This is a genomic window from Streptomyces sp. NPDC014882 (genome assembly GCF_043081325.1).
Taxonomy (GTDB): domain Bacteria; phylum Actinomycetota; class Actinomycetes; order Streptomycetales; family Streptomycetaceae; genus Streptomyces.
Map to the genome: position 1 here is coordinate 52383 of NZ_JBIBWL010000005.1, position 25394 is coordinate 77776.

At 73.1% G+C, this 25394-nt stretch carries 28 protein-coding genes; 21 read left to right on the forward strand and 7 right to left on the reverse strand.

Annotated elements, in window-relative coordinates; translation table 11 throughout:
- Positions 1-18: 18 nt before the first annotated feature.
- On the forward strand, positions 19-306 hold the full coding sequence (locus ACF09K_RS13815) for a DUF1416 domain-containing protein (RefSeq protein ID WP_004986406.1): 288 nt from the start codon (positions 19-21) through the stop codon (positions 304-306).
- Between the two features lie 162 nt (positions 307-468).
- Entirely contained in the window at positions 469-729 is a 261-nt protein-coding gene (locus ACF09K_RS13820) for a DUF3099 domain-containing protein (RefSeq protein ID WP_392243291.1), read from the forward strand.
- Positions 730-835: 106 nt separating this feature from the next.
- Here the strand turns inward: ACF09K_RS13820 and ACF09K_RS13825 are convergent, their stop codons facing one another.
- On the reverse strand, positions 836-1198 hold the full coding sequence (locus ACF09K_RS13825) for a DsrE family protein (RefSeq protein ID WP_392243293.1): 363 nt from the start codon (positions 1196-1198) through the stop codon (positions 836-838).
- Between the two features lie 102 nt (positions 1199-1300).
- Here ACF09K_RS13825 and ACF09K_RS13830 point away from each other — a divergent pair, with 102 nt between their 5' ends.
- From ACF09K_RS13830 to ACF09K_RS13870, 9 genes are all read left to right on the forward strand, one after another.
- Entirely contained in the window at positions 1301-2077 is a 777-nt protein-coding gene (locus tag ACF09K_RS13830; RefSeq protein WP_392243295.1) for a hypothetical protein, read from the forward strand.
- Complete coding sequence (locus tag ACF09K_RS13835) at positions 2074-3081, forward strand: hypothetical protein (protein ID WP_392243297.1); 1008 nt, start codon at positions 2074-2076, stop codon at positions 3079-3081. Before ACF09K_RS13830 ends, ACF09K_RS13835 begins: the two co-directional genes overlap by 4 nt.
- A complete protein-coding gene (locus ACF09K_RS13840) occupies positions 3078-3992 on the forward strand; it encodes a hypothetical protein (RefSeq protein WP_392243298.1) in 915 nt (304 codons plus the stop codon). The genes ACF09K_RS13835 and ACF09K_RS13840 overlap by 4 nt, the downstream gene beginning before the upstream one ends.
- Positions 3993-4220: 228 nt before the next feature.
- Positions 4221-4796, forward strand: a complete 576-nt coding sequence (locus ACF09K_RS13845) for an FABP family protein (protein ID WP_392243300.1) — start codon at positions 4221-4223, stop codon at positions 4794-4796.
- 303 nt (positions 4797-5099) lie between these two features.
- Positions 5100-5768, forward strand: coding sequence for a hypothetical protein (locus tag ACF09K_RS13850; protein WP_392243301.1), 669 nt, complete (start codon positions 5100-5102; stop codon positions 5766-5768).
- Positions 5769-5782: 14 nt separating this feature from the next.
- The gene (locus ACF09K_RS13855) at positions 5783-7429 is read left to right on the forward strand and encodes an N-6 DNA methylase (RefSeq protein ID WP_392243303.1); all 1647 of its coding nucleotides are present in this window, start codon (positions 5783-5785) and stop codon (positions 7427-7429) included.
- Positions 7426-8082, forward strand: coding sequence for a restriction endonuclease subunit S (locus ACF09K_RS13860; protein WP_392243305.1), 657 nt, complete (start codon positions 7426-7428; stop codon positions 8080-8082). Before ACF09K_RS13855 ends, ACF09K_RS13860 begins: the two co-directional genes overlap by 4 nt.
- Before the next feature lie 29 nt (positions 8083-8111).
- Positions 8112-8573, forward strand: a complete 462-nt coding sequence (locus tag ACF09K_RS13865; RefSeq protein ID WP_392243306.1) for a Fur family transcriptional regulator — start codon at positions 8112-8114, stop codon at positions 8571-8573.
- A gap of 10 nt (positions 8574-8583) precedes the next feature.
- Complete coding sequence (locus tag ACF09K_RS13870) at positions 8584-9549, forward strand: YgfZ/GcvT domain-containing protein (protein ID WP_392243308.1); 966 nt, start codon at positions 8584-8586, stop codon at positions 9547-9549.
- 129 nt (positions 9550-9678) lie between these two features.
- Here the strand turns inward: ACF09K_RS13870 and dtd are convergent, their stop codons facing one another.
- Entirely contained in the window at positions 9679-10104 is a 426-nt protein-coding gene (gene dtd / locus ACF09K_RS13875; RefSeq protein ID WP_392243309.1) for a D-aminoacyl-tRNA deacylase, read from the reverse strand.
- Positions 10105-10262: 158 nt separating this feature from the next.
- On the opposite strand from dtd, the gene ACF09K_RS13880 reads away from it, so the two are divergent.
- The 5 genes from ACF09K_RS13880 (at position 10263) to ACF09K_RS13900 (ending at position 15251) form a co-directional block, all read left to right on the forward strand.
- Complete coding sequence (locus tag ACF09K_RS13880) at positions 10263-10841, forward strand: aerial mycelium formation protein (protein ID WP_392243310.1); 579 nt, start codon at positions 10263-10265, stop codon at positions 10839-10841.
- Between the two features lie 101 nt (positions 10842-10942).
- Positions 10943-12199, forward strand: coding sequence for a GNAT family N-acetyltransferase (locus ACF09K_RS13885; RefSeq protein ID WP_392243312.1), 1257 nt, complete (start codon positions 10943-10945; stop codon positions 12197-12199).
- Between the two features lie 313 nt (positions 12200-12512).
- Entirely contained in the window at positions 12513-13436 is a 924-nt protein-coding gene (locus ACF09K_RS13890) for a winged helix-turn-helix domain-containing protein (RefSeq protein ID WP_392243313.1), read from the forward strand.
- A 175-nt stretch (positions 13437-13611) separates the two neighbouring features.
- Complete coding sequence (locus ACF09K_RS13895; protein ID WP_392243924.1) at positions 13612-14499, forward strand: GntR family transcriptional regulator; 888 nt, start codon at positions 13612-13614, stop codon at positions 14497-14499.
- The gene (locus tag ACF09K_RS13900) at positions 14448-15251 is read left to right on the forward strand and encodes an HAD family hydrolase (protein ID WP_392243315.1); all 804 of its coding nucleotides are present in this window, start codon (positions 14448-14450) and stop codon (positions 15249-15251) included. The genes ACF09K_RS13895 and ACF09K_RS13900 overlap by 52 nt, the downstream gene beginning before the upstream one ends.
- Here the strand turns inward: ACF09K_RS13900 and ACF09K_RS13905 are convergent.
- Positions 15242-15370, reverse strand: coding sequence for a hypothetical protein (locus ACF09K_RS13905; protein WP_392243317.1), 129 nt, complete (start codon positions 15368-15370; stop codon positions 15242-15244). The genes ACF09K_RS13900 and ACF09K_RS13905 overlap by 10 nt on opposite strands.
- 412 nt (positions 15371-15782) lie before the next feature.
- Between ACF09K_RS13905 and ACF09K_RS13910 the strand changes: the two genes are divergently transcribed.
- Positions 15783-17954, forward strand: a complete 2172-nt coding sequence (locus tag ACF09K_RS13910; RefSeq protein WP_392243318.1) for a phosphotransferase — start codon at positions 15783-15785, stop codon at positions 17952-17954.
- Positions 17955-18084: 130 nt separating this feature from the next.
- Here ACF09K_RS13910 and ACF09K_RS13915 read toward each other — a convergent pair whose 3' ends face one another.
- A complete protein-coding gene (locus ACF09K_RS13915) occupies positions 18085-19050 on the reverse strand; it encodes a zinc-binding dehydrogenase (protein ID WP_392243320.1) in 966 nt (321 codons plus the stop codon).
- A 37-nt stretch (positions 19051-19087) separates the two neighbouring features.
- On the opposite strand from ACF09K_RS13915, the gene ACF09K_RS13920 reads away from it, so the two are divergent.
- The gene (locus tag ACF09K_RS13920; protein WP_392243321.1) at positions 19088-19540 is read left to right on the forward strand and encodes a hypothetical protein; all 453 of its coding nucleotides are present in this window, start codon (positions 19088-19090) and stop codon (positions 19538-19540) included.
- On the opposite strand, the gene ACF09K_RS13925 is transcribed toward ACF09K_RS13920, so the two are convergent.
- The gene (locus ACF09K_RS13925) at positions 19518-20360 is read right to left on the reverse strand and encodes a GNAT family N-acetyltransferase (protein WP_392243322.1); all 843 of its coding nucleotides are present in this window, start codon (positions 20358-20360) and stop codon (positions 19518-19520) included. The two genes, ACF09K_RS13920 and ACF09K_RS13925, sit on opposite strands and share 23 nt — an antisense overlap.
- Positions 20361-20530: 170 nt before the next feature.
- On the opposite strand from ACF09K_RS13925, the gene ACF09K_RS13930 reads away from it, so the two are divergent.
- The 3 genes from ACF09K_RS13930 (at position 20531) to ACF09K_RS13940 (ending at position 22295) form a co-directional block, all read left to right on the forward strand.
- Entirely contained in the window at positions 20531-20986 is a 456-nt protein-coding gene (locus tag ACF09K_RS13930; protein ID WP_392243323.1) for a helix-turn-helix domain-containing protein, read from the forward strand.
- A gap of 89 nt (positions 20987-21075) precedes the next feature.
- Positions 21076-21789, forward strand: coding sequence for a hypothetical protein (locus ACF09K_RS13935; RefSeq protein WP_392243325.1), 714 nt, complete (start codon positions 21076-21078; stop codon positions 21787-21789).
- 188 nt (positions 21790-21977) lie between these two features.
- A complete protein-coding gene (locus ACF09K_RS13940) occupies positions 21978-22295 on the forward strand; it encodes a DUF2516 family protein (protein WP_392243326.1) in 318 nt (105 codons plus the stop codon).
- A gap of 103 nt (positions 22296-22398) precedes the next feature.
- Here ACF09K_RS13940 and ACF09K_RS13945 read toward each other — a convergent pair whose 3' ends face one another.
- Positions 22399-23766, reverse strand: a complete 1368-nt coding sequence (locus ACF09K_RS13945; RefSeq protein ID WP_392243327.1) for a PP2C family protein-serine/threonine phosphatase — start codon at positions 23764-23766, stop codon at positions 22399-22401.
- Between the two features lie 358 nt (positions 23767-24124).
- The gene (locus tag ACF09K_RS13950) at positions 24125-25213 is read right to left on the reverse strand and encodes an NlpC/P60 family protein (RefSeq protein WP_392243328.1); all 1089 of its coding nucleotides are present in this window, start codon (positions 25211-25213) and stop codon (positions 24125-24127) included.
- Positions 25214-25394 lie beyond the last annotated feature (181 nt).

Below are 25394 nucleotides of genomic sequence, written 5' to 3' on the forward strand. Positions count from 1 at the left end.
CCCCCTCTGGAGAAAGACATGTGTGGAGCGAAGGCCGGCGGCCCGGACGCCTCGACGATCAAGCCCGGTGAGACCACCATCCAGGGTCAGGTGACCCGCGACGGCGAGCCGGTGACGGGCTACGTCCGACTGCTCGACTCGACCGGCGAGTTCACCGCGGAGGTCCCCACCTCCGCCACCGGACAGTTCCGCTTCTACGCGGCCGAAGGCACCTGGACCGTGCGCGCCCTCGTCCCCGGCGGCACCGCCGACCGCACGGTCGTCGCCCAGCAGGGCGGCCTCGCGGAGGTCGCGATCGCCGTCTGAGACATCCGCCGACGGACGCAGACGTCCGCAGACGTCCGCCGACGGACACAGCCGGCCGCGGGGCCGCACCTCTCGGGTTGGACACCTGAGGTGCGGTCCTGCGGCTTTTCCGGCTCCCGTCCGCCTCGCGCCGGACCGCCCGGACCGGCCTACCCTGGAGCCATGTACGCCCGCCGCCGGCACGCCTACTTCGCCATGATGGGCACCTGCATCGCGCTGTTCGTCCTGGCCTGGGGCGTCGTACGCCTCTGGTCGGTCCCGGTGGCCGTCGGGATGTGCGTGGTCGCGATGGTCATCCCGCCGGTGGCCGCGGTCGTCGCCAACCGGCGGGGCCCCGAGGACCGTTGGTGGGACGACCCGTCCGGGGACCCCGAGTCCGACGACTGGTGGGACGAACTGGACGGGAAGAAGCGGCACCGGTAGGACCGCGGAGCCGCCCCGGAGTCCCTCGGCACCTCCCCGTGCCTTCCTGTACCTTCCCGCGCCTCCCGGTGCCTCGCCGCGCCTCCCCCGTAAGCCTCGGCGCGCCTCAGTAGACGAGCGCCTGGGTCCCGTCCGCGAGGGCCTCCTGCACGAACACCTGCGCCCCGGCGATCCGTACGCCCTCCAGCACGTCCTTCTCGGTGATGTCCCGCCGGGCCGCGCACTGCGTGCACAGCGTGACCCGGCCGCCGAGCAGGAGCGAGTCGAGCAGGTCGGGCAGCGGCGCGGCGTGCGGCAGCTCGAACCCGGCGGCCCGGCCCGGCAGCGCGAACCAGGCGGACTCCCCGGTCAGCCACAGGGAGACCTCCACCCCGCTGGCCACGGCGACCGCCGCCACCGTGAACGCCTGCGAGCACCGTTCGGGAGCGTCGGCCCCCGCCGTCACCTTGATCACGAGCTTCTTCGCCATGCCCGAATCGTAATCAAGATCGCCACAACTCCCTCAGCCGACCGTGAGTCACCTGTGGAGCGCGCATACGGAACGCGCGCTTCACGTCATGAGGGGGACGTTGTGGAAGAACCCGAGGGGACGGCGGAACCGGAGGCCGGACCGGCCGGCCGGGAAGCCGCCGCGCCCCGGCCCCGCCGCCGGGGCCGCACCACGCTGCTGATCGCCGCGGCCGCCGCGCTCGGCGTCGTCGCCGGCACCTGCACCGGCTACCTGGTCCAGGCCGGCCGCGAGCCGACGAAGCTGCCGCCGCTGTCCCAGCCGGTCCTCACGCAGGCGAAGGGGCCCGGACCCGAACCGCTGTCCGCCGCCCAGGACCGCAGGCTGCGGACCGACGGCGACCTGCGGAAGCTGCTGCTGAAGAAGCCCAAGGGCGCCAAGGACGCCGAGTGGCTGGAGGGCCTGGACGGCTGGATGGACATGAGCGGCTACGCCGGCCTGTACGAGGAACCGGACGACGTGTTCCCCGGCCTCGTCGAGGACGAGTTCCGGAGGGCCGCCGTCACCGGCTGGTCCGAGGGCGAGACGTACACCGTGGAGATCCGCCTGGTGCAGTTCCGGCAGGAGGAGCTCCTGGGGGCCGCCGACTACAGCGACAACAACCAGCACTGGGCCGACGAGGAGGCCGCCACCGACAGCTGGGACCTCCCCGGCACCGGGGACGGCATGGTGTACGTCCACCGCAAGCCCGAGACCGAGCCGGGCTACCTGCCCGTCCACACCGCCGAGGCGCACGCCTGGCGGGGTGACGTGACGGTGGAGATATGGGTCTCCGGCACCAAGGCGATCCCCAAGAACAAGATCATGGATCTGGCCCGCCGGCAGATGGAGCAGTTGTGAGCGAGCAGGAGAACCCTCCGGCGGAGCCGCCCGTGACGACCGCGGCACCCACGGAGACCCCGGCGTCCATGGAGACCCCGGTGACCCCGGCGACCCCGGCGACCCCGGTGTCCTCCGACACCTCGGTGTCCCCGGCGACCCCGGTGTCCTCCGACGCCTCGGTGTCCCCCGGGACTCCCGTGCCCGCGGAGACCCTCGCGTCCCCCGAGGCCTCGGCGTCCCCCGACCCCGGGGCGTCCGTCCCCGCCGGGCGGCGTCCGAACGGGCGGCGCGTCGCCCTGGCCGCCGGGGCCCTGCTGCTCGCCGGGGCCGTCGTCGCCGGCGTCGGCACCACGGTCGTGATCGTGCGGGACGCCGACCGGGACGCGGGCGCGCCCGGCTGGAAGTTCCCCGCGGTCACGGCGGACGAGCCGGAGGCGGCCCGCGGACAGGGCCTCGCCGGGATGCTCCTGCCGTACGGGGGCACCGAAGGCTGGACGCGAGGGCCCGACCTCGACGAGTTCGGCTCCGACGTCCAGCTCAGCGGAGCGCAGGCCACGGCCCTGCGCAAGAAGTCGCTGAGCGACCTGCCCCGGTCCCAGCGCCTGCGGCTGGAGAAGCAGATCGACAAGCAGCGCATCCAGGGCATGGCGATGCGTAGTTACTACAACCGCCCGGCCGACACCTACTCCTCCAACGAGGACGTCTACTCGGTGAGCGTCGTGCTCTCCCAGCTGGACAGCAAGGCGGCGGTCCGCGAGATCGCCACGTTCCAGAGCGACTTCCTGGACGCCCTGGACATCTTCCGCAAGGGCCCCGAGATCAAGGGCCACAAGAACGCCAAGTGCTTCCTCCCGCCCAAGGACGACGACAGCGGCCTCAGCGCGATGTACTGCTCCGCCTACGTCGGGAACGTCCTGGTCAGCGCCACGGCGCAGGGAGTGGAGCCGATCGACACCAAGGACGTGGCGGCGTTTCTGCGCGCGCAGCTCGACCGCGTGGCGAAGCCCGGGGAGGCGGTATGACCGAGCAGCAGCGACTCACGGAGGCCACGGAAGCCGTGGACGTCACCGAGTCCCCCGCCCCCACTCCCGATCCCGCCCCCACTCCCGATCCCGCCCCCACTCCCGATCCCGCCTCCGTCCCTGCTCCCGGCCCCACCCCGGCCCCCAAGGACCGCAGGGTCCTGCGGGCCGTGCTGCGGTGGACCGCCGCCGTCGTCGTCTTCGCGGCGGTCGGCACCGGGTCGGCGTACGGCATCGCCGCGATGGAGCGCACGGACGTGCCGGGACTGGCGACCGAGTCGGACGGGCGGTGGGCGTACCCGACGCTCAGCAAACCGCCGCTGCCCTCGGGCAGTCCCGGGCCCTTCGCCGGGACGAACCCGGCCGGCACCCACCACGCCGACCTGCGGGCCCTTCTCCTGCCCGCCCCGCGGGGCGCCACGGAGGACAAGGCGCTGCGCGGCTCGGACGGCTGGCTGGCGACGAAGGACTACCTCGCGGAGTACGAGCAGGAGGAGCACCGCGAGGAGCTGGGCCAGAAGCTCGTCGACCACGGGCTGCGGCACATCGCCGCCCGCGGCTGGACGACCCCGGACGGCACCCGGACCCGCGTCTACCTCCTCCAGTTCGACACGGCGGCCGTCGTGGACCAGCTGCTGGCGAGCGAGGCCGTCGCCTTCGCGCCCCCCGTCCACCAGGTGCGGGGCGCCGCCGAGGCCGAGTACGACGAGGACTTCCCGGAGCGCGCCGCGGTGCCGGAGGTGCAGAACGTCCCCTACACCGAGACCGAGCCGTACGGACCGGAACAGGTGCGGTTCGCCCACATCGCCGCCGGTGACGTCCACGCCCTGGTCGTGCAGTCCCGCAAGGGCACCGCCGCGGCCGTCCCCTTCCAGCAGACGGTGACGCTGCAGAGCCAGCTGCTGGGGTGACGCCGGCGAGGGCCACCTCGCAGGGAGGGCCGGCCCCCGGCCGCGTAAGCTGGGGCCCGGCCCTGTAGTACGTAACCCCGAAGCACGCTCATCCGAGGAGCACCCCGTGGAGATCTTCTTCGAAGCCCTGCTGGTCCTGGTCTGCGTCGGCGTCCTCGCCTTCGCCGGGCTGACCGTGAAGAAGCTGTACCAGGGCCAGCGCTGACCCACGTCTAGGAAGTACCACCGATGATCGAGATCCCGTCCGACCTCCACAAGGACCTCGTCCCCCTCGCCTTCCTGCTGGGCACCTGGGCGGGCGCGGGCGTGCACGACTTCCCCGGCGCCGAGAAGTGCAACTTCGGGCAGGAGGCCACCTTCACGCACGACGGCCGGGACTTCCTGGAGTACCACTCCCGCACCTGGGTCCTGGACCAGGACGGCAACAAGGTCCGGGCCCTGGAGACCGAGTCCGGCTTCTGGCGGATCGACGCCGACCGCAAGGTCGAGGTGACGATGGTCCGCGACGACGGCGTCGTCGAGATCTGGTACGGCGAGATGGCCGACAAGAAGCCCCAGATCGACCTGGTCACGGACGCGGTGGCCCGCACGGCCGCCTCCGGCCCCTACACGGGCGGCAAGCGGCTCTACGGCTACGTCAAGAGCGACCTGATGTGGGTCGGCGAGAAGCAGACCCCCGAGGTCGAGCTGCGCCCCTACATGTCGGCCCACCTGAAGAAGGTCGTCACCCCGGAAGAGGTCGAGCGCTGGGCGAAGGCCCTCCCGGACGACATGCCGGACGACGGCATCGCCTTCTTCAAGTAGGCCCCACCTCCTTCTCGGACCCCGCTGCTCCTGTCAGCGGGGTTTGTTTCGCTCAAGGGGTTAACAGTTCGAGCAGCAGGGCAATGCGGTTGCGTAGTGCGTGGCCGGGCATCTACAGTGGGGATGTCTTCGCGGGAGTCCGTGTATGCAAGAAGTCCCGACCGCAACACGACTGCGGTCGGGACTTCGAAAGCCGTGCCCTGAGCGGCATGCGAAGCAGAGGCGGACTCGGGGCTTACATCAGGCAGGCTACCACAGCGTACTTATGGGTGCGCGTACCTGTCGCCGAGCAAGGGGGAAAACATGGACGACCGTCTGCCCGTATGGCTGTTGAAAGCGTTCTCCAAGCCGCGCATGGCTTCCTATCTCGCGGCGGCGAACGGTGACACCGCAGTGGCGATGCGCCTGTACTGGTGGAACGTAGCGGCTTCGGCCGCGCTGTACGGCCCCCTGCACTGCCTTGAAGTCACACTTCGCAACGCCCTCAACGACCAGCTCGCACAACATCATCGTCGCCCGGACTGGTGGTCGAACGCGCCGCTGAACCGCAACGGCCTTCGGCTCGTCGATGAGGCGCGCGAGAAGTGCGAGCGCAACGGAACCGCTCCGGCATCCGTGGACGGTATCGTCGCCGAGCTGTCATTCGGCTTCTGGATCTCCCTCGTCAGCGGTGCGCGGGGCTACGACCGAGGGTTCTGGGTGCCCGTCGTACACAAGGCGTTTCCGCACTACAGGGGACGCCGGGCGGATCTGCACGACGCCCTGCTCTCGCTGGTCCGGTTCCGAAACCGGATCATGCATCACGAGCCCGTCTTCCACCGGCACCTCGCCGCCGACCATGCGAAGATCTACCGCGTGCTCGGTTACCTCAGCCCCGAAATGGCTGCGGAAGCACGAGCCATGGACCGCTTTCCGGCTGTTCTGGCAGGTCGGCGAGCCGCTCTCCGCGGCAGCACGCCGCCGCAGTTCTGACTCGGGGAGAGACCGTGACCGACTTCGACACGCGTCCCGCCGCTGGGGCCGACGGCGCGTTCCCCGGTGTGCTCGTCTCCCGGCCCGACATCGCGCGCCTCGCGGGCGTGAAGCGCCCCGCCGTCACGAACTGGGAGCGACGGCACGCGAACTTCCCCACGGCGGTGAACCCCGGCGCCGACATCGAGCGGTTCCGCGCCGACGACGTGCTGGCCTGGCTCTCCGAGCGGGCCGTCCCCGCGAACGCCCGGCGTCCGGGCGAGGCTGCGGGCACGACCTACGGCGACCGGTTCCGCGCGGGGCTGTCCGGAGGCGCCGTCGGCGGCCTGCTCCGGGCGGTCGAGCGGTTCGCCGGACCGGAAGCGGACCGGCTGCGGGGGTCCATGCCCCTGGACCGTTACCTCTACTGGCTGTTGTACCTCGTCATGAACCAGATCGTGGAACCCGACGACGGTTTGGCGAACGCAGTCGATACGTTCCGCGAGTCGGACCGGGAACACGACCTGCCGGAGGACGTGTTTCCGCGCCACCTGCTGGCCGAGCTCGCCGACACGCTCGGCCGCACCCCCGCAGGCTCCGCGCAGGAGAGCCGAGCGGCCTTCGACCACGTTCTGGTGCTCTGGCGGGCCGCTTACGCGCGCGAGGGCGGCGCCTTCTTCACCCCGCCCTCCGTGAGCCGCGTCATGGCCGGGGCACTGGCCGCCGTACGGCCCGGTGCGGTGCGCGTGCACGATCCGTACGGCCGTACCGGAGAGCTGCTCGTCGCCTACCTGGACGCGGTCGCAGCGCAGTGCGGCAGTGCGCTGCCCCAGGTCCGGGGCCGGGTGCCCGAGCGCCTGGAACGGCAGGTGGCCGAATGGAACCTGCGGGTGCACCACGGTGGCTCCGTGCGGCTGGGCGAAGGACGGCTTACCCCGGCGCTCGCCCCCTTCGCCGACCCCCCGGGCGCCTTCGACGTGCTGCTGACCAACCCGCCCTTCGGCCGACGCCTGGAGGACGTGGCTCCGCCCTCGTACTGGACCTACGGTGCTGCCCGCCGGACCGAGTTCGACTGGCTGCAGTACGTCGTTTCGCTGCTGGCTCCGGAAGGACGGGCCGCCGTACTGCTGCCGGCCGGAGCCTCCTTCAACGCCGGGGCCGCCGAGACCGTACGGGCCGGGCTGGTCGAGGCCGGTGCCGTGGAGTGCGTGATCGCGCTCCCCGCCGGGCTGTTCACGCTCACCGCCGTGAAGACCCAGATCTGGTTTCTTCGCCCGCCCGGGTCCACCACGGCGGCCGACCCCAAGGTCCTGTTCGTGGCGGGTGAGCACTTGGGACACCGGCTCACCCGGACCCAGTGGACCCTGTCCGACGACGACGTCGCCCGGCTGGTGGGGGAGTACGTGTCGTGGCACAGGGCTCGCTCGGCAGGCCGTTGCTTCCCCGGCACCCCCGGCCTGAGCCGGGCTGTGCCGGTGCCAGGCATCGTGGAGCACCGCCACAGTCTGGATCCCGCACGCTATGTCCGGCCGCCAGGCCACGGTTCGGCCGCCGGCGCACCCGGCCCGGACGAGACCCGGGACGTCCTGGCGAGGCTGTCCCATGAGATCGCGAGTCTGCACGCGCGAGCGGAGGCGGCCGACGCCGAAGCGGCCGGGTGGCTCGGGAGGTACGGACTGTGAGGACGGCTGACGAACTCGTGCCACCGCCCGGCTGGTCGCGCCGGTCCTTGGCAGAGCTGTGCCTGTCCATCAGTACGGGCCCGACCCAACGTGCTGAGGACAAGGGCCGTACCCGGGCGGACGGCGGAACCCCCCTCGTACTGCCCCGCGACCTGCGCGGCCGGCGGATCGTCACCGTCGAGGACGCCGCGGCCGTACCGGTGATCCCCTGGGACCGAGCGCGCACGCTGGCGAAGTACGAGTTGGCCGAAGGGGACGTTCTGCTCACCCGGACCGGTACCGTGGGCCGTTGCGCCCTGGTCACCGGGGAGCACGTGGGCTGGCTGTTCCATCCCAACCTGGTCCGGCTCAGGCTGCCGGAGGCGGGGCCGGTCGGAGCCGCGTACCTTGCCGCCTATCTGAGTGCGACGGCGGCACAGGAGTGGATCAGGGACCGGACGTCCGGATCGGTCATCCCCTCGCTGAGCATCCGCACCTTGAGCGAACTGCCCGTCCTCCTGCCGCCGGCTGCCGAGCAGGCGGCGATCGGTGCCACGCTCGCCGCCCTCGACGACAAGATCCAGGCGCACAACGAGATCGCCCGCGCGACCCGCGCCTACCGTGGCGTGCTCGCCGATGCCCTGATGAACGGCGTCTTGTCGGCCGAGCCATGACCGGGCCCGGCCACCCTAGACTGGGGAGCGTGGTGAGCACCGACTGGAAGAGCGATCTGCGGCAGCGCGGCTACCGGCTGACCCCGCAGCGGCAACTCGTCCTCGAAGCCGTGGACACCCTGGAGCACGCGACCCCCGACGACATCCTCGTGGAAGTGAGGAAGACGGCGTCGGGGGTCAACATTTCCACCGTCTACCGCACGCTCGAGCTGCTGGAGGAGCTGGGGCTGGTCAGCCACGCCCACCTCGGGCACGGGGCGCCGACGTATCACCTCGCCGACCGGCACCACCACATCCACCTGGTCTGCCGCGACTGCGGCAACGTGATCGAGGCGGACGTGGAGGTGGCCGCCGAGTTCACGGCCAAGCTCCGCGCGACCTTCGGCTTCGACACCGACATGAAGCACTTCGCGATCTTCGGCCGCTGCGCGGACTGCGCGGCCGGCGCCGACGAGGGTGCGACCGGAGAGGGTCCGCCCACCGGGTCGTAGGCTTGCGTCCATGAAGAGCCCTCTGCTGTCCCTGCCCGGCGCCGTCCCCGCCGAAGGCGTGGACGAAGGCGTCGCCGCCCACTACGGCGACCTGTTCCGCGAGCAGCGCGCCCTCGCCGAGGGCACCGGCTTCGTCGACCTCTCGCACCGCGGAGTCGTCACCGTCTCCGGTGACGACCGGCTGAGCTGGCTGCACCTCCTGCTCACCCAGCACGTCAGCGACCTGCCCACCGGCCGCGCCACCGAGGCGCTGATCCTCTCCGCGAACGGCCACATCGAACACGCCCTCTACCTGGTGGACGACGGCAGCACCGTCTGGGCCCACGTCGAACCCGGCACCCAGGACGCGCTGATCGCGTACCTGGAGTCGATGAAGTTCTTCTACCGGGTGGAGGTGGCCGACCGCACGGCCGACATCGCGGTCGTGCACCTGCCCGCCGGTTCCATAGCCGAGGTCCCCGAGGGCGTCGTCGTCCGCGAGACCGCGTACGGCCGTGATCTGTTCCTGCCGCGCGCGGACCTCGAGTCGTACGCCGCGAAGGCCGGCCCCGCCGCCGGGATCCTCGCCCACGAGGCCCTGCGCGTGGAGCAGCACCGGCCCCGCCTCGGCTTCGAGACCGACCACCGCACCATCCCGCACGAGCTGGGCTGGGTCGGCACCGCGGTGCACCTCCAGAAGGGCTGCTACCGGGGTCAGGAGACCGTCGCCCGCGTGCAGAACCTGGGCAAGCCGCCGCGCCGGCTGGTCTTCCTGCACCTCGACGGCAGCGACGTGCACCTGCCCCCCGCCGGGACCGAGCTGCGCCGTGCCGACGAGGGCCCCGACGCCCGCAGGATCGGCTTCGTCACCACCTCGGTGCGCCACCACGAGCTGGGCCCGGTGGCGCTGGCCCTGGTCAAGCGGAACGTCCCCCTGGACGCGCCGCTGCTCGCCGACACCACGGCGGCCGCACAGGAGGTCGTGGTCGAGCCCTGAGGGCCGGCCCCGGCCCGGGCCGACCCGCTCCCCAAGCCGACCCGGCGCCCGCCCCGTCCCTGAGGACCCCGTCCCGAGGCCGCCCCGGCGCCCGGGCCCCCGAGGCCGCCCCGGCCCGGGCCGCCTCCCTCACATCTCGATCAGCACGGTGAACGGGCCGTCGTTCGTCAGCGACACCCTCATCCGCGCGCCGAAACGGCCCGTGGCCACCGTCGCGCCCAGCGCGCGCAGCCGGGCGACCACCTCGTCGACGAGCGGTTCGGCGACCTCACCGGGGGCGGCCGCGTTCCAGGTGGGACGGCGGCCCTTGCGGGCGTCGCCATAGAGCGTGAACTGGCTGACCACCAGGAGCGGGGCGTCGACGTCGCTGCACGACCGCTCGTCGCTCAGCATGCGGATCGACCACAGCTTGCGGGCCAGCTGAGCCGCCTTCTCCGGGGTGTCGTCGTGGGTGACCCCGACCAGGACGCACAGGCCCTCGCCCTCGATCGACCCCACGGTCTCGCCGTCCACGACGACGCTCGCGCCGTCCACTCTCTGCACCACTGCACGCATGCGCCCCATCATGCCGTGCGGCCGGGGGGCCTCCGCGGGGGCTTCCGCTCCGATCCCGTTGCCGCCGTCTGGGCCGTTCGGGGGCACTCGGTCACCGGAGGACCACGCGGAGTGGCACGATGCTTCCCACACGCCGGTCGAGGGGACGGGTAGAGCACATGAGCACACCGAGCACCGGGCGGCTGGGCCTGACCACCCAGCGTCCGCCCGCGCAGCGCAGGGGCAGTCCGCCCTGCCCGCCGCCGGCGGAACCGCCCCCGCACGAGCTGGCCCGGCTGAGCCTGCCCGAGCTGCGCACCCTGCGCCGGGACGCCCAGCGCGACGAGGCCGACCTCAGCTACGTACGACGGCTGCTGCAGGGCCGTATCGACATCCTCGGCGCGGAACTCGCCCGGCGGTCCCCCGCCGGGGCGGCGTCGGTCGTGGACCGGCTCCCGGAGATCCTCACCGACGCCCCGGCCCGGCACCGTTCCTCCGCCCGGCACGTCACGCTCGGCACCCCGCAGGGCGAGGAGTACCGGCGCCTGGCGTCGGAGATGCTCTCCGAGGTCGAACTCTCCGACCTCGGTGCCCGCACCGACCCCGAACTCCACGAGGCGATGGCCCGCCTCATCGGCTACGAGCAGTACGTCTCCCGCCGCCGCCAGCACTTCCAGCGCACGGCCGACGGGTGCGGCGAGGAGATCACCCGCCGCTACCGGGACGGCGAGGCCCAGGTGGACGACCTCCTGGTGTGAACCCGCCGGCGACGGGGGAGGGACGGCGCGGGGAGGGGAGGGCGGGGCGGGGGCGGAAAAATTCCCCGCCCCGCCCTCCCCTCCCCCCCTACCGTGACCCCATGACCACCACCCCCGCCGGCATGGACGTACGCCCGATCACCGACGCCGAACTCCCCGCCTGGATGCGCACCGCGAAGACCGGCTTCCTGCGCGCCCCCACCGTCACCGAGGCCGACGTCGCCGCCCGCCGCACCGCGCACGTCGGCTCCCGTACCTACGGCGCCTTCGACGCGGGCGCGTGCGTGGCCACCTTCCGCTCCTTCCCCCAGGAGCTGACGGTGGTCGGTGGCGCCACGGTGCCCGCCGACGCCGTCACCAACGTCGCCGTCCTGCCCACCCACCGCCGCCGCGGCATCCTCACCCGCCTGATGACGGAGGACCTGACCGCCGCCAAGGACCGCGGCGACGTCGTCGCCACCCTCATCGCCGCCGAGTACCGCATCTACGGCCGCTACGGCTTCGGCCCGGCCACCAGTGCCGCCGAGTGGACGGTCGACGTGCCGCGCACCGGCCTCGACCCGAACTGGCCGGGTCCCGGGGACGGCGGCCGCATCGACCTCGTCGGCCCGGAGGAGGTCCGCAAGATCGGCCCCGAACTGCACGGGCGGCTGCGCCGCGGCCTGCCCGGCGCGGTCAGCCGCACCGACGTGTGGTGGGACACGGACACCGGTGTGCTGCGCGGGTTCGGCGAGTGGAGCGAGCCGTTCTACGCCGCCTACCGCTCGGCCGACGGCGAGGTGCAGGGGCTGGTCTCCTACAAGGCGGACGACCACTGGGGCGACGCCAAGCAGCCGCTGAACACGGCGACGGTGGAGTGGCTGATCGCCACGACCCCGGCCGCCGAGCGCGCCCTGTGGCACTACCTCTGCTCGATCGACTGGGTGGTGCGGGTCAAGTCGGGCCCCCGCGCTCCCGACGACCTCCTCCCGCACTTCCTGCCGGACCCGCGGGCCGCGCGCGTCACCACGCAGGCGGACTGGCTGTGGGTGCGGATCCTGGACGTCGTACGGGCCCTGGAGGCGCGCACGTACGGCGGGTCGGGCTCGTTGGTGCTGGAGGTGACCGACCGGGCCGGGTACACCGGGGGTCGTTTCCTGCTGGAGGCCGGCCCCGACGGGGCGTCGTGCACGCCGACCGGCCGCGCCGCCGACCTCACCCTGGACGTGGCCGTGCTGGCCTCGCTGTGGCTGGGTGACGAGTCGGCGCCGCGGCTGGCGGCGCTGGGACGGCTCGGAGAGGAACGAGCGGGCGCCGCCCTGGAGGCCGACGCCCTGCTGCGTACGCCCGGGCGCCCTTGGTGCCCGGACATGTTCTGACGTCTCCTCCCTGCCACGACCGTGCGGCCGGCCGTCCCTGCGGGTCCTGCATCCGTAGCTGTTCAGTTGTGGCTGTGCGCTGGTGCCCTGTGAAGTTGTGGCTGTGCGGAGCTGTGAAGTTGTGGCTGTGCGTCGGTGCCGGCCCTCCGGGCTCCCGGCTCCCCTCCGGAAGGGAGCCCGACTGGCCAACCGTCTGGAAGTTTGACCACGTTGTCGAAGTTGGCAGCCAACTTCACTGTTCTTATGTCCGCTTGGAAGCGACCTATAACCATCTCTCCGTGAACTGCCGCAAGATGGCGGGAAGTTGTACTGTTTGGCCGTGGAGACGGAACATGCCTCCGTCAAAGGGCGGAAGAGACCGGAGCGGTCGCCGCGACCGCAGCCGTCCCCCCGTGACGTGGCCGACGAGCTGCGCACCCGGATCAGGACCGGGGTGCTGCGGCCGGGCGAGCGCATGCCCACCCAGGCGCGGCTCGCGGACGAGTTCGGCATCGAGCGCGGAGCCGTCCGCCAGGCCCTGCGCATCCTCCAGTCGGAGCGCCTGCTCACCAACGTCTCCAAGGGCGCGCCGGCGACGGTCGCCCCCGGTCCGGGTGTCGGCGCCCTCCCGACCGGCCCCGGAGCCCCGCCGCAGCCCACGATGGTGGCGCTGACCCCGCGCATCGCGGAGGCCTTCGCCGCCCCGCACGTGGAGATCGACGCCCTGTGCCTGACCGCCGTGTCGCTCACGCTGGCGATCGGCGAACCGCTGCGCCGGATCCACGCGGGGGAGCTGAAACCGGCCAAGATCGACGTCCGGGTCCTGCTGCCGTCGCGGAACATCGACCTGGCCTTCCCGGCGGCGGTGGACGGCGCGGCGACCGGCCGGCTGCAACGGCACTGGCTCGCCCACCGCAACGCCCAGGGCCAGGTGCTGCGGCACAACCTGCTGACGCTGCGCGCCACCCACGGCATCGACGTCCGGGTCAGCTTCCGCGCGCTGCCCTTCACCCCGCCGGTCAAGCTGTACCTCCTCAACGGGACGGAAGCGCTGTTCGCCTACTACACGGTCGAGCGGCACGAGCAGCAGATCGACCACGAGCGGCTGGAGACGTACGACGCCGAGGGCACGCGCTCGGTCCTGTTCCCCTTCGCGCAGGGCGCCGGGGCGCGGGACACGACCTTCGTGGAACAGTCGATGCTGTGGTTCGACGCCCTGTGGGAGACGATCAGTTCGGAACTGGTGCTCACGAGCTGACGGCGGGCCCGGTGTTCCTCCCTTCGTGAGGCGGGAAGCGCGGGGAGGTGCGGAGACGGGACATCCGCCAACTCGTCAAAGCTGGCAGCCAACTCCATTCATGTTGAACCCGTTTGGCGACAAACACTAAACAACTTCCGGGTAACTCCCGCCAGATGGATCGAAGTTGTACCGTTTGGTCGTGACCCAGGAGAACGCGGCAGCGAACGTGGCAGTGAACGGCAGCCGCAGGCTCTCGCCCCAGGAGATCGCCGACGTCCTGCGCGAACGCATCCGCGTCGGGGATCTCCGGGCCGGCGACCGGCTGCCCACGCAGGCCGAACTCGCCGACGAGTTCGGCGTGGAGCGCGGTACCGTGCGCCAGGCCCTGCGCGCGCTCCAGGACGACGGTCTCCTCACCCACGTGAGCAAGGGCAGCCCCCCGCGCATCGCGGAGCAGACCCCGGCCCGGGAGGAACCCAGGCCCACCATGGTGGCCCTGGCCCCCCGGCTGACCGCGGCCTTCTCCGCCCCGCACGTCCGCATCGACGCCGCCTGCCTCACCGCCGAGAGCCTCATCCCGGCCCTCGGCGAACCCCTCCGGCTGATCCACGGCGGCAGCCTCCGACCGCGGAAGATCGACGTCCGCATCCTGCTGCCGTCGCGCGACATCAACCTCGCCTTCCCGGTCCCGGTGGACGCGAGCGGGAGCGGCGACCCCGTCCACGAGCGCTGGCTGGCCATGCGCAACGCCCAGGGGCACGTCCTGCGCCACAACCTGCTCACGCTGCGCTCGCACGGCATCGACGTGAGCGTGTCCTTCCGGGCGCTGCCCTTCACCCCGCCGGTGAAGCTGTATCTCCTCAACGGGCAGGAGGCGCTGCTGGCGTACTACATGGTGACGCGCCGGGAGGAGCCGACGGACACGGGAGTGCTCGACATGTACGACGTGCTGGGCACCGAGTCGCTGCTGTTCTCCTTCGAGAGGGCGACCGGCGCGCGCGAGGCCACCTTCGTCGACGAATCCCAGAAGTGGTTCGACGCCCTCTGGGAAACCATCACGTCGGACCTGACACTCTCCTAGTGACTTCTGATACGACGCGGACCGAACAGGTGGCATCCGAGACCGACGACGACCGGAAGCCGGCGCTGGACGAACTGCTCACGCCCGCCCGCGTGGTCCTGTGGGACTTCGACGGACCGGTCTGCCGGCTGTTCGCCGGGCACTCGGCGGAGCGGGTGGCCGTCGGCCTGGTGGAGTGGCTGGAGGCCCAGGGGCTGCGGGGCCTGCTCACGGAGGACGAGCGGGAGTCCCCCGACCCCCACGCCGTCCTGCGCGCCGTGGACCTGCGCCACCCCGGCAGCGACCTGGTCGCGGAGCTGGAGGAGCGCCTCACCCAGGAGGAACTGCGCGCCGCCGCCTCGGCGATGCCCACGGCCTGGGCCGACCCGCTGATCCGCACCCTGGCGGCGGTGGGCCGCCGGCTGGCCGTCACGACCAACAACTCGCCGCGCGTCGTCACCGCGTACCTGGCGAGCCGCGGCCTCACCTCCTGCTTCGCCCCCCACGTCTACGGCCGCACCCGGGACCTGCACCTCCTCAAGCCCGACCCGGACTGCCTGCACCGGGCCCTGCGCGCCGTGGGCGCCGCGCCGTCCGCCGCGCTGATGATCGGCGACACCCCGTCGGACTGCCTCGCCGCCCGGGCGGCCGGGGTGCCCTTCCTCGGCTACGCCCGCACCCCGAAGAAGGAGGAACGGCTCAGGGGCGCGGGCGCGACCCACGTGGTGGACTCGCTGGAACCGGTGCTGGCCGCGGTCAGACGTCACGCCTGAGCCGTCATCACCACCGGCACGACGGCGGCCCCGACGGCCGGCCCGCCGTGCCGGGTGCGGACGCCCCTCCCCGCCATGAGCACGAGCCGCACGCCCAGCACACCCAGCACACCCGGCACGGCCGGCACACCCGGCAGACCCGGCCGTGTCCGCGCCAGGGCGGCAGCGGCGACGCCGGGGAGCTCTCGGAGCGCCGACGACAGGAGCGTGCCCTTCCCCTCCCGAGCGCTCTCGCGGATCGCCGGGCGGGCGGGGCGGGGCGGATCCTCTGGGCGGCCGGGCGGCCGGGCGGCCGGGGCGGATCGCCGGGGGAGGCCGAGCCGGTGCGCTAGCATGCCCGCATCGCGCGAGCCACGGCTTTCACCCTTCCGTGGGAGACGGCGAACCGGCCGTTCCCGGGCGGCCCGGCGCGGACGAAGGGCAGACCACCCGTTCGGCCACTTCCCCGTCGCTCCCGGTCGTTCGGCGCCCCGTCCGGCGCTTAACGTGTGCCGTACCCATCCGATCGAGTGTGAGCAACCGGAGCGGCCCGTGGTCGAGCCCCTCGTTCCCCGTGACCTGCTCGGGGTTCGACCCGCCGGTGACCCGTCCGACGCCCTGCTCCAGCGGTTCGTCGCGGTCGCCCGGTCCACTCCCGCCACCGGCGGGCACCACCACCGGAACCACGTGCTGCCCCTGACGGAGGACGTGGCGGCGCTGCTGGGCCGGCCGGCCGGTACACCGGTGACCGTGCGGATCCCGCGCGCCGACGCGCTGCCGGTGGTGATCAGGACCTGGCGGGACGAGGCCGCGATCCTCGACGCGGTCCACGAGGTCCTGCCCCACGTGCCCACATGCCTGGTCAGACGGCCGGGCTTCGCCCTCCACAGCTACGTCGAGGGCGTTCCGCTCTCCGCCGTCTGCGGGAACGGCAAGCCCGTCGACGCCCTGCTGACAGAGGCACTGGCCGAGCTGCTGTGCCGGCTGACCGAGGTGCGCCGGACCGCGCTGCCGCCCCTGCCGGCCGGCTGGCCCGGCAACCACACCGACAGCCAGGGCTTCCTGAAGTCCCTCGCCCGCCTCGCCGACCGGCAGATCCGCCGCCCCCACTGGGAGCGGTTCGGCGGCCTCTTCACGGCCCTCGGCATCCCCGAGGACGCCCTGCGGGCCCTCGCCGACCGGATCCCCCCGATGACGCGGCGGCCGTACAGCCTGCTCCACGCAGACCTGCACCGGGACAACCTGATCATGTCCTACGACGGCTCCCCGCCGCTCGTCTGCGTCGACTGGGAACTGGCCACCTACGGCGACCCCCTGCACGAACTCGCCACCCACCTGGTGCGGATGCGCTACCCGGACAGCCAGTGGCCGGAGGTGGTGGAGGCGTGGGCGCGCGCCATGGGCCGCCACCGCCCGGCCGCGGTCAACGGCCTCGCCAAGGACCTGCGGCACTACCTCGACTTCGAACGGGCGCAGTCGGTCTACCCGGACGTCATGCGGGCCGCGCGCGCGGTCCAGGGCCCCTTCACCCAGCAGAGCCTGGACGAGGTGACGGCGGAGGTGGGCCGGGCCCTGGAGGCGGCGGCGGAGCCGCTGCGGCTGCGCGACGTGCCCGCCCGCGGCGAGATCGAGGGCGCCCTCTTCCGGTGGCTAGCGTCGCGCGGCGACGTCAGCGGCCGGTCCTGGGCGGCGAAGGCCTACGACTGGCGGCCCGACCCGCGCCTGCCCGAGCGCGACGACTTCCCGGCGTCCGCGGTCCGCGAGGCCCTGCTGGCGGAGGGCGCCGCCCCGGCCGACCGCGTCTTCAAGGGCACCGCCCACCTCAACTCGGTGGTCTGGGCGGGGAACCCGGGCGCCCCCGTCGTCGTACGGCGCAAGCTGCCCGGCGTCACACGGCGCGAGCCCAGTCACCTGAGCGAGCACACCGTCCTGGAGGCCATCCAGCGGTCCCGGGCGCAGGTCGCCGCGCCCCGGGTCCTCGCCCTGGGCGAGAGCTACCCGAACGAGCCGTTCGCGATCCACACCTACGTCGGACCGCCCCGCCACCCGGTCGACGGCCTCCTCCCGCACGAGGCGGACGCCCTCGTCGACCAGCTCTGCGCGCTGACCGAGGTGGACCACGGCCTGGTCGAACCCGACGTCCACGAGGTCGACTTCTACCTGTGGCTCACCGAACAGCTGGTCGGCCTGGTGCGCGGCCTGCCGAAGGAGTCCCTCCAGCTCGCCCGGACGCTCGGCCTGCCCGACGACACCCGGCTGCGGCAGCTCCTCTCCCGGCACGGGCTGAGCCACCGCGAGCCCGCCCTGCTGCACGGCGACCTCAACCCGTGGAACCTGGTGCGGCGGGACGACCGGCTGGCGCTGACGATCATCGACTGGGAGATGGCCCTCGTCGGCGATCCCCTGTACGACCTGGTCCGGCACATGCACCTGACCCCGACCAGGCCGGAGATCCGGGAACGCATGTTCTCGCGCTGGGAGCGGAAACTGCCCGCCGCGCGCACGAGGAACTGGCGCGACGACTGGCGGGTCTACCGGTGGATCGAGATCGTCCGCTCGGCCTACATCGACCTCGACCGGCTGCGGACCGGCGCCGGCCTGGACGCCCCCAACGTCCGCCGCGCCGTCGACTCCTACGCCGAGACCCTCGCCGCCGCGACCGCCTCCCTGGGCCTGCCCGTGCCGGCCACCGCGAACCCGTTCCTGGCCCGGGCGCTGGCGTAGGCCGGCCCGGCGCCCCGTGCAGGCCGTCCCGCGCCCGGCGTGCCCCGGCGGGTCCGGGGCACGCCGGGCGGCTCGGGTCTCCAGCCGCGCGCTGCGCCTTTCAGGAGCGCTCACGCCTCCCGTCGCGCGCTCACGCCTTCAGCAGCACCTTCCCGACGACCGCACGCCCCTCCACCGCCGCGTGCGCGGCCGCCGCCTCCGCCAGTGGGAAGACCCGGCCCACCACCGGCCGCAGCCGTCCGGCCGCGGCCTCCCGGAGCGCGGCCGTCCGCAGGCGTCGCACCTCGTCCTCGCCGAACTGCACGTCCGCGATGCCGAAGAGGGCGATGTCCCGGCGTCCCGCCTCCGCGGGGTCGACGGGGGCGAAACCGCCGGTCGGGGCGCCGTGCGCGGAGAAGCGCCCGCCGTCGGCCACCAACGCGAAGGAAAGGGCGCCGAGTTCGCCGCCGACGCCGTCCAGGACGACGTCCGCGCCGGAGCCGCCGAGGGCCGCCCGCGCCGCCCCGGGCCACCCCGGCGCCGAGACGTCGACGACCGCGTCCGCGCCCAGTTCCCGCACCAGCGCCAGCTTCCGTCCGCCGCGCGCGCAGGCGACGACCCGGGCGCCGCGCGCCTTCGCCGACTGCACCAGCAGCGTCCCCATCCCGCCCGAGGCGCCCAGGACCAGCACCCGGTCGCCGGCCCGCACGCCCGTGACGTCGAGGACGCCCCGCGCGGTCACCCCGTCGTGCACCAGGGCCGCGGCGGTGCGCAGGTCGAGGCCGTCCGGGACCGGGGTGAGGGAGGTGACGGCGGCCGTCGCCCGCTCGGCGTAGCCACCGCGCACGAACGAGGCCACCCGCCGGCCCAGCCAGCCGTCCGCCACCCCCGCGCCGACCGCGGCGACCGTGCCGGAGACGCCGCCGCCGGGAACGTACGGCGGCTCGGCGTCGAAGTACTCGCGGCCCCAGCCCGCGCGGATCTGGGTCTCCACGAAGATCGTGTCCACGTGGTCGACCCCGATCAGGACCTCGCCGGGCCCGGGGGCCGGGTCGGGGAGGTCGGCGGTCTCCAGGACCTCCGGTCCGCCGAACGCCTTCACCTGTACCGCTCGCATGACGACTCCCTGCCGTGAATCCGATGCATGTGCATACGTGTGTGCGGGGACAGCCTCCGACCTCGACCCGACTCGAGGTCAAGGCGCGCCCCGTCCGGTCGTAGGCTCGGTCGACCCGGCCCTGGGCCCCGCGCTCCTGGCCCTCGGCTGCGACCTGGTGTGGGCCACGACCTGGGGCGAGGACGCGAACGCGGTCGTCGGCCCGCGGCTCGGACTGCCGCCGCTGCCGGTGGCGGACCTGCCCGAGGAGCCGCCCCCGCCCGGCGTCCACTGGAAGACGCGCCCCCTGCTGTCCCGGGCGGCGGGGCGCCCCTTCGTCTGGCTCGACGACGAGATCACCCCGGCCGACCGGGAGTACGTCGAGGCCTGCCGGCCCGCTCCCGCGCTGTTGTACCGGGTGGCCCCCGAACGGGGCCTGGTGAAGGGCGACCTCGAGGCGGTGGCGGCCTGGCTGTCGCGGACACCGGTCAGGAGAAGTCGTACACCGTGAAGTCGGTGAGCGGGACGTAACCCAGGCGCCGGTAGAGGGCGTTGCTGGTGGGGTTGGCCGCGTTCGTGTACAGCACCACCTCCTCGGCGCCCGCGGCGAGCGCGGCACGGCTGACCTCGGCCGTCACGGCGCCCGCGTAACCCCGGCCGTGCAGGTGGGCCGGGGTGTGGACGGGGTCCACCCGGACCTGGCCGCCGGCCATCGGGTTCGCGCCCGCCATGGAGACGGGTGTGCCGTCCGGCGTCTCCCAGAAGGTGTAGTGCTTCTCGGCGAAGCGGGTGCCGGCCCAGGTGCCGGCGTCGATGGTGACGTCCTCCGCCACGTCCGCGGCGAACTCGCGGCACCAGCGCATGAGGTGCTCGTGGTCACGCTCCCCCGCGAGCCGGGCCCGGCCCGCCGGCATCGGCTCCGGCGGGGTGAGCGTGCCGAGGCGGTGGAGGCGGAGCCGCACCCGGACCGTCGGCGTCGCGCCCGTGCGCCGCCGCCAGGCCTCGGCGAACGCCGTGGCGGTGCCGTCGTCCGCGGTGACCCACGGGAGGGAGTGCCCGAGGGCGATCAGGCGGGCGGCGAGCGCGTCCGCCTGCCCGGGGGTGAGGGAGGTGACGCTCAGGCCGCGGGCCGGGAAGCGGTAGAAGGTCGCCTCGACCTCGCCCGCCCGCTCCAGCGCACCGAACACGACGCCTTCGGTGGGCTGCGTCCGCAGCTTCTCGGTCACCGACAGCGGCGTGGTGTGCAGGGCGGGGCGCGAGCGCAGGAACCCTCCGGCGCGGGCGAGGAATTCGTCGACGTCTTCGGTGAGGTGCCAGTCATCGGTGCGCATGCCCCATCCTCGCGCGGCCCACTGACAACGGCCGGACCGCTCACGCCGGCAGGGCCCGTCGGCCGGGGCCGCACGGCCGTTGCGCGGATCGGGTGGTCCCCGGCGTGGCGTGGCGCACTTTTGCAAGCGAATGCTTGCAATTGTTAGCGAGAGTGGGGCACTGTGGAGGCATGGCATCGCTCAACGTCGGCAATCTCGGTGAGTACCTGCGCGAGCAGCGGCGAAACGCCCAGCTCTCGCTGCGGCAGCTCGCCGACGCCGCCGGGGTGTCCAATCCGTACCTGAGCCAGATCGAGCGCGGGCTGCGCAAGCCGAGCGCGGAGGTGTTGCAGCAGGTCGCCAAGGCGCTGCGGATCTCCGCCGAGACGTTGTACGTCCGGGCCGGCATCCTCGATGCCGAGCGCGACCGGGACGACGTCGAGACGCGGGCCGTCGTCCTCGCCGATCCCACGCTGACCGGGCAGCAGAAACAGGTGCTGCTGCAGATCTACGAGTCCTTCCGCAAGGAGAACGGGTTCGCGGGCGGCGACGGCACGGTGGACGCCCAGCACGGTGAGGGCGCCGTACCAGGCAGCACCCGCACGGTCGGCGGCACCGACGCCGATCCGCAGCAGACGGCCGGTTGACCGGTCCAGGGGACCGGCCGCCCGACTGCGGACCCGCACCAACCGACATCGACGAACGCGACGCACGCGAATACGGGAGGACCATCACCATGGCCATCAACGACGACCTGCGCAAGACCCTCAGCGACCCCACTCCGCTCTACTTCGCCGCCGGCACCGCCGACCTGGCCCTCAAGCAGGCGAAGAAGGTCCCGGGCCTGGTGGAGCAGCTGCGCACCGAGGCGCCCGCCCGCTTCGAGGCCGTCCGCAACACCGACCCCAAGGCCGTCCAGGAGCGGGCCGCCGCCCGCGCCAAGGAGGCCGGCGCCAAGGCGAAGGAGGCCCAGGAGACCTTCCAGACGAAGGTCACCGAGTTCCTCTCCTCCCTCGACGGCGACCTCAAGAAGCTCGGCACCACGCTCGACGCCGACCTGAAGAAGCTCGGCGAGTCCGCCCAGGACATCGCGCTGCGCGGCGTCGGCGTCGCCGCCGAGTACGCCGTCAAGGCCCGGGAGACCTACGAGAAGGTCGCCGAGCACGGCGAGCAGGCCGTGCGGACCTGGCGCGGCGAGGCCGCCGAGGACATCGAGGAACTGGCCATCGTGGTCGAGGGCCGGAACGAGCCGGTGACCGAGCCGAAGTCCGGCCCGGTCGCGGCCAAGGACGAGCCGAAGCCCGGGCCGGTGGCGGTCAAGGACGAGCCGAAGCCCGCCGCGGCCGCCATGGCCGACGTGGACGCCGCGGCGAGGAAGGCGGCCCCCGCCAAGAAGGCCCCGGTCGCCCGGAAGACCACCGCGAAGAAGACCACGCCCCCCGCCAAGTGAGACCGGCGGCCGGCACGCGGCGCGGACAGGGAAACGGAAACGGTGACGGGCCGGGCACTCGGGGAGTGCCCGGCCCGTTGTCCGGGTAGCGCGAGCGCGGTTGCGGGTACGGTGACCGCGTAAGGACGAGCGATGTCGTGCCGAGTCGGGTGGTGGACGTAGTGCTGATGCAAGGTTTCGCCGGGTTCATGTCTTTGCTGAGCCTGGCCCTGATCGTCTTCAGCGGCTTCGCCCTGTTCGATGCGGCGATCCGCCGCGAGGACGGCTACCGGGCCGCCGACAAGCAGACCAAGCCGTTCTGGATGATCATCCTCGGGCTCGCCTTCGTGGTGAACCTGATCTTTCCCATCCTGTCGTTCCTGCCGATCATCGGCCTGATCGCGACCATCGTGTACATGGTCGACGTCCGGCCCGCCCTGCGCTCCCTGCCGGGCGGCGGCCGCAGCCACCGGGGCGGCGGCTCCAGCAGCGACGGACCGTACGGGCCGTACAACGGCGGACGCTAGGCGGCCCCGTCGGCCGCCTGCCGCAAGAGCTCGCCCTGAGCGCCTTCCGCAGGAACCCACCGTGAGCGGCCGCCGTGCGCGTCGGCCGTGAGGACCGGCCGCGCTACAGCAGGCGGTCCAGCAGGACCACCGCCACGTCGTCCGTCAGCTCGCCGCCGTTCAGGTCGCGGACCTCGTTGACCGCGGACCGCAGCAGATCCTCGCCGCGCAGGCCCGCCGCGAGCTGGCGGCGGATCATCTCCACCATGCCGTCCTGGCCCAGCCGCTCCCGGCCGTCGCCGACGCGCCCCTCTATCAGCCCGTCCGTGTAGAGCATCAGGCTCCACTCCGCGCCCAGCTCGACCTGCATGCGCGGCCAGCGGGCGCCCGGCAGCAGCCCGAGCGCCGGGCCGTTGTTGTCGTACGGCAGCAGCCGGGCCGGCCGGTCGGGACGGGCGATCAGCGGCGCCGGGTGCCCGGCCAGGCACAGACCGGCGCGCCGGCCGTCGGGCGCGATGTCCACCGTGCACAGCGTCGCGAAGATCTCGTCGTCGTCGCGCTCGTGCTCCAGCACCTGCTGCAGCGTGTTCAGCAGCTCGTCGCCGCACAGTCCGGCCAGGGTCAGCGCCCGCCAGGCGATCCGCAGCTCCACGCCGAGCGCCGCCTCGTCCGGGCCGTGCCCGCAGACGTCGCCGATCATCGCGTGGACGGTGCCGTCCGGCGTGCGGACGGTGTCGTAGAAGTCGCCGCCCAGCAGCGCGCGGGAGCGGCCGGGGCGGTAGCGGGCGGCGAAGCGCAGCGGGGAGCCCTCCAGCAGGGGCGTGGGCAGCAGGCCGCGCTCCAGGCGGGCGTTCTCCTGCGCGCGCAGCCTGCCCTCGGCGAGCCGCCGCTCGGCGGAGTCCGACCGCTTCCGCTCCACGGCGTACCGGATGGCGCGGCTCAGCAGCCGCCCGTCCAGCTCGTCGCGGAACAGGTAGTCCTGGGCGCCGACGCGCACCGCCTCCGCGCCGCGCTCGGCGTCGCCGGACGCGGTGAGCGCGAGGACGGCGTGCCGGGGCGCCAGCTCCAGGACGTGCCGCAGCACGGCCAGCTCGTCGTCGGCGGCGGCGCGGCCCGGTGCCGGCAGGGCGAGGTCCAGCAGGATGCAGTGGACGTCGTCGGTGAGCAGCCGTCCGGCCTCGGTGAGGTTGCGGGCGGTGCGCACCCGGATCGGCTTGCCGGCCGAGTCGAGCAGGTCGGGCACGATCGGGGCGGCCGTGGGGTCGTCCTCGATGAGCAGCAGTGTGAGGTTGGTGTGGCTGGGGCCCGCTCCGTGCGGGACGCCGTCGCCGGGTGCGGCGCCGTTCCCGGCCTTCGCTTCCTTGCGGTCGTCACTCCGGTCGTCCGCGCGCGGGTCCACCTCCGGGGTGGTGCCACCGGCTGCGGGCGCGGCCTGAGCCTGACCACACTCCGCGGCCGGGATCGCTCTCTGCCGCGGTACGGGTACGGGCATCGTTTCGGGTTCCTTCCCTCCCCCCGAGGGCATGGCGGGGACGAGGGACCTCGACCCACCGACGGGGACCATAGCGGCAGAAGGCGCCGCAGCGGAATGGTGTACGGCACGTCGGTTGACCTCTGGTCACTGTCATATGCCGCGATCCCTACCGCAGTTGGGCAGGCCGGTACGGGGGCCGGAATGACGAAGGTCACGTCCGCCCGGGGTTTGGTGCCGGGAGGGCGTGCCGTGGGTCACGTGGCCACGGTCACGCGGGCCGGGACGCGCCAGGGGCGGTGCGGGGACGGGGGTTTCGACGACCGCCCGGCGCCGCGTCCGGGCCCGGTGCCGGGCACGGCACCTTCCGGCCGGTGTCCTACGCGTCGGGCCGCACCACTCCGAGGATCGGCATGGACCCCGCTCCCGCGAGGGTGATCGTCCGGCCGGGGCGCGGGGCGTGGACGATCGTGCCGTTGCCGACGTACATCCCGACGTGGCTGGCGTCGTCGAAGTAGATGACGAGGTCGCCGGGGCGCATGTCCTTCACGGCGACCCGCTTCAACTGCCGCCACTGCTCCTGCGAGGTGCGCGGGATGACGACACCGGCGCCGGCCCAGGCCCGGGAGGTCAGGCCGGAGCAGTCGAAGGAGTCCGGGCCCTCCGCGCCCCACACGTACGGCTTGCCGATCTGCGTGGTGGCGTACCGGACGGCCCTCGTGCCCTGCGCGGTGCCCTTGCCGGCGGTGGCGCCGTCGAGTACCCCGGTGTCCAGCCAGGCGGTCTGCGCCCGCTGCGCGGCCTGCTCCTGGAGGAGGGCGAGGCGCTCCCTCTCCTCCTTCTCCAGCTCCGACTCGAGCTTCTCGGCCGCCGCGATCTGCTTCTCGATCTTCTTCTGGGCGGCGGCCCTGGCCTTGCGGTTGGCCTCCAGCGTCTGCCACCGGGCGGAGGCGTCCTTGGTGTACTGCTCCAAGTCGTCCTGGGTGCGCGTCATTTCGCCGAGCAGGCCCTTGGCGGCGTGCTGACCCCGGATCACCCGGCCGGCACCGTCGAGGAACTCGCCCGGATCGTCGCTGAGCAGCAGCTGCGCCTCGTCGGGCAGGCCGCCGCCGCGGTACTGGGAGCGGGCCGCGGCACCGGCGCGGTTCTTCAGCCCGTCCAGCTTCTCGCGGCCCTCGACGATCTTCTTCGCCAGTTCGACCAGCTCCGCGGACTGCTTCTTCGTCTGCTCCTCGGCCGCGTTGTAGGCGTCGGTGGCGACGGCGGCGTCGTGGTACAGGGTGTCGAGCTTCTCGCGGACCGCCTCGAGCTCCTCGTCGGCCGCGGGCGGCGGGGTCAGGTCGGGGGCGGTCGTCGGGGCCGGGGTGGGGCTCGGACTCGCGAACGCCGTGCCCGGCACCGCCAGGACGGTGACCGCGCACACCACGGCCACGGCCGCCGCGAGCAGCCCGCGCTTGCCCGTACCCATAACGCCCCCCAGAGCTGATTTACCGTCAGTAACTTGTGGTCGCCCGGGGGATCGTGCCACGCCGCGACGGAAAACGACAGAGGAAGTCCTTCCCTCCGCTTCCGTCCCGGCACGACGATCTCCCCGCCTTTGTGACGAACGCCTCACGGGGATCGTTCCCGGGGCGGGTTCGGGGCGGGTT

Bases quoted from the DNA above. Each gene is read 5' to 3' on its own strand.
- ACF09K_RS13880 (WP_392243310.1), top strand. From the start codon at position 10,263: ATGAGCACACCGAGCACCGGGCGGCTGGGCCTGACCACCCAGCGTCCG.
- ACF09K_RS13950 (WP_392243328.1), bottom strand. From the start codon at position 25,213: ATGGGTACGGGCAAGCGCGGGCTGCTCGCGGCGGCCGTGGCCGTGGTG.
- ACF09K_RS13925 (WP_392243322.1), bottom strand. From the start codon at position 20,360: ATGCGCACCGATGACTGGCACCTCACCGAAGACGTCGACGAATTCCTC.
- ACF09K_RS13820 (WP_392243291.1), top strand. From the start codon at position 469: ATGTACGCCCGCCGCCGGCACGCCTACTTCGCCATGATGGGCACCTGC.
- ACF09K_RS13935 (WP_392243325.1), top strand. From the start codon at position 21,076: ATGGCCATCAACGACGACCTGCGCAAGACCCTCAGCGACCCCACTCCG.
- ACF09K_RS13915 (WP_392243320.1), bottom strand. From the start codon at position 19,050: ATGCGAGCGGTACAGGTGAAGGCGTTCGGCGGACCGGAGGTCCTGGAG.
- ACF09K_RS13825 (WP_392243293.1), bottom strand. From the start codon at position 1,198: ATGGCGAAGAAGCTCGTGATCAAGGTGACGGCGGGGGCCGACGCTCCC.
- ACF09K_RS13815 (WP_004986406.1), top strand. From the start codon at position 19: ATGTGTGGAGCGAAGGCCGGCGGCCCGGACGCCTCGACGATCAAGCCC.
- ACF09K_RS13840 (WP_392243298.1), top strand. From the start codon at position 3,078: ATGACCGAGCAGCAGCGACTCACGGAGGCCACGGAAGCCGTGGACGTC.
- ACF09K_RS13945 (WP_392243327.1), bottom strand. From the start codon at position 23,766: ATGCCCGTACCCGTACCGCGGCAGAGAGCGATCCCGGCCGCGGAGTGT.
- ACF09K_RS13870 (WP_392243308.1), top strand. From the start codon at position 8,584: ATGAAGAGCCCTCTGCTGTCCCTGCCCGGCGCCGTCCCCGCCGAAGGC.
- ACF09K_RS13850 (WP_392243301.1), top strand. From the start codon at position 5,100: ATGGACGACCGTCTGCCCGTATGGCTGTTGAAAGCGTTCTCCAAGCCG.
- ACF09K_RS13845 (WP_392243300.1), top strand. From the start codon at position 4,221: ATGATCGAGATCCCGTCCGACCTCCACAAGGACCTCGTCCCCCTCGCC.
- ACF09K_RS13940 (WP_392243326.1), top strand. From the start codon at position 21,978: ATGTCTTTGCTGAGCCTGGCCCTGATCGTCTTCAGCGGCTTCGCCCTG.
- ACF09K_RS13885 (WP_392243312.1), top strand. From the start codon at position 10,943: ATGACCACCACCCCCGCCGGCATGGACGTACGCCCGATCACCGACGCC.
- dtd (WP_392243309.1), bottom strand. From the start codon at position 10,104: ATGCGTGCAGTGGTGCAGAGAGTGGACGGCGCGAGCGTCGTCGTGGAC.
- ACF09K_RS13930 (WP_392243323.1), top strand. From the start codon at position 20,531: ATGGCATCGCTCAACGTCGGCAATCTCGGTGAGTACCTGCGCGAGCAG.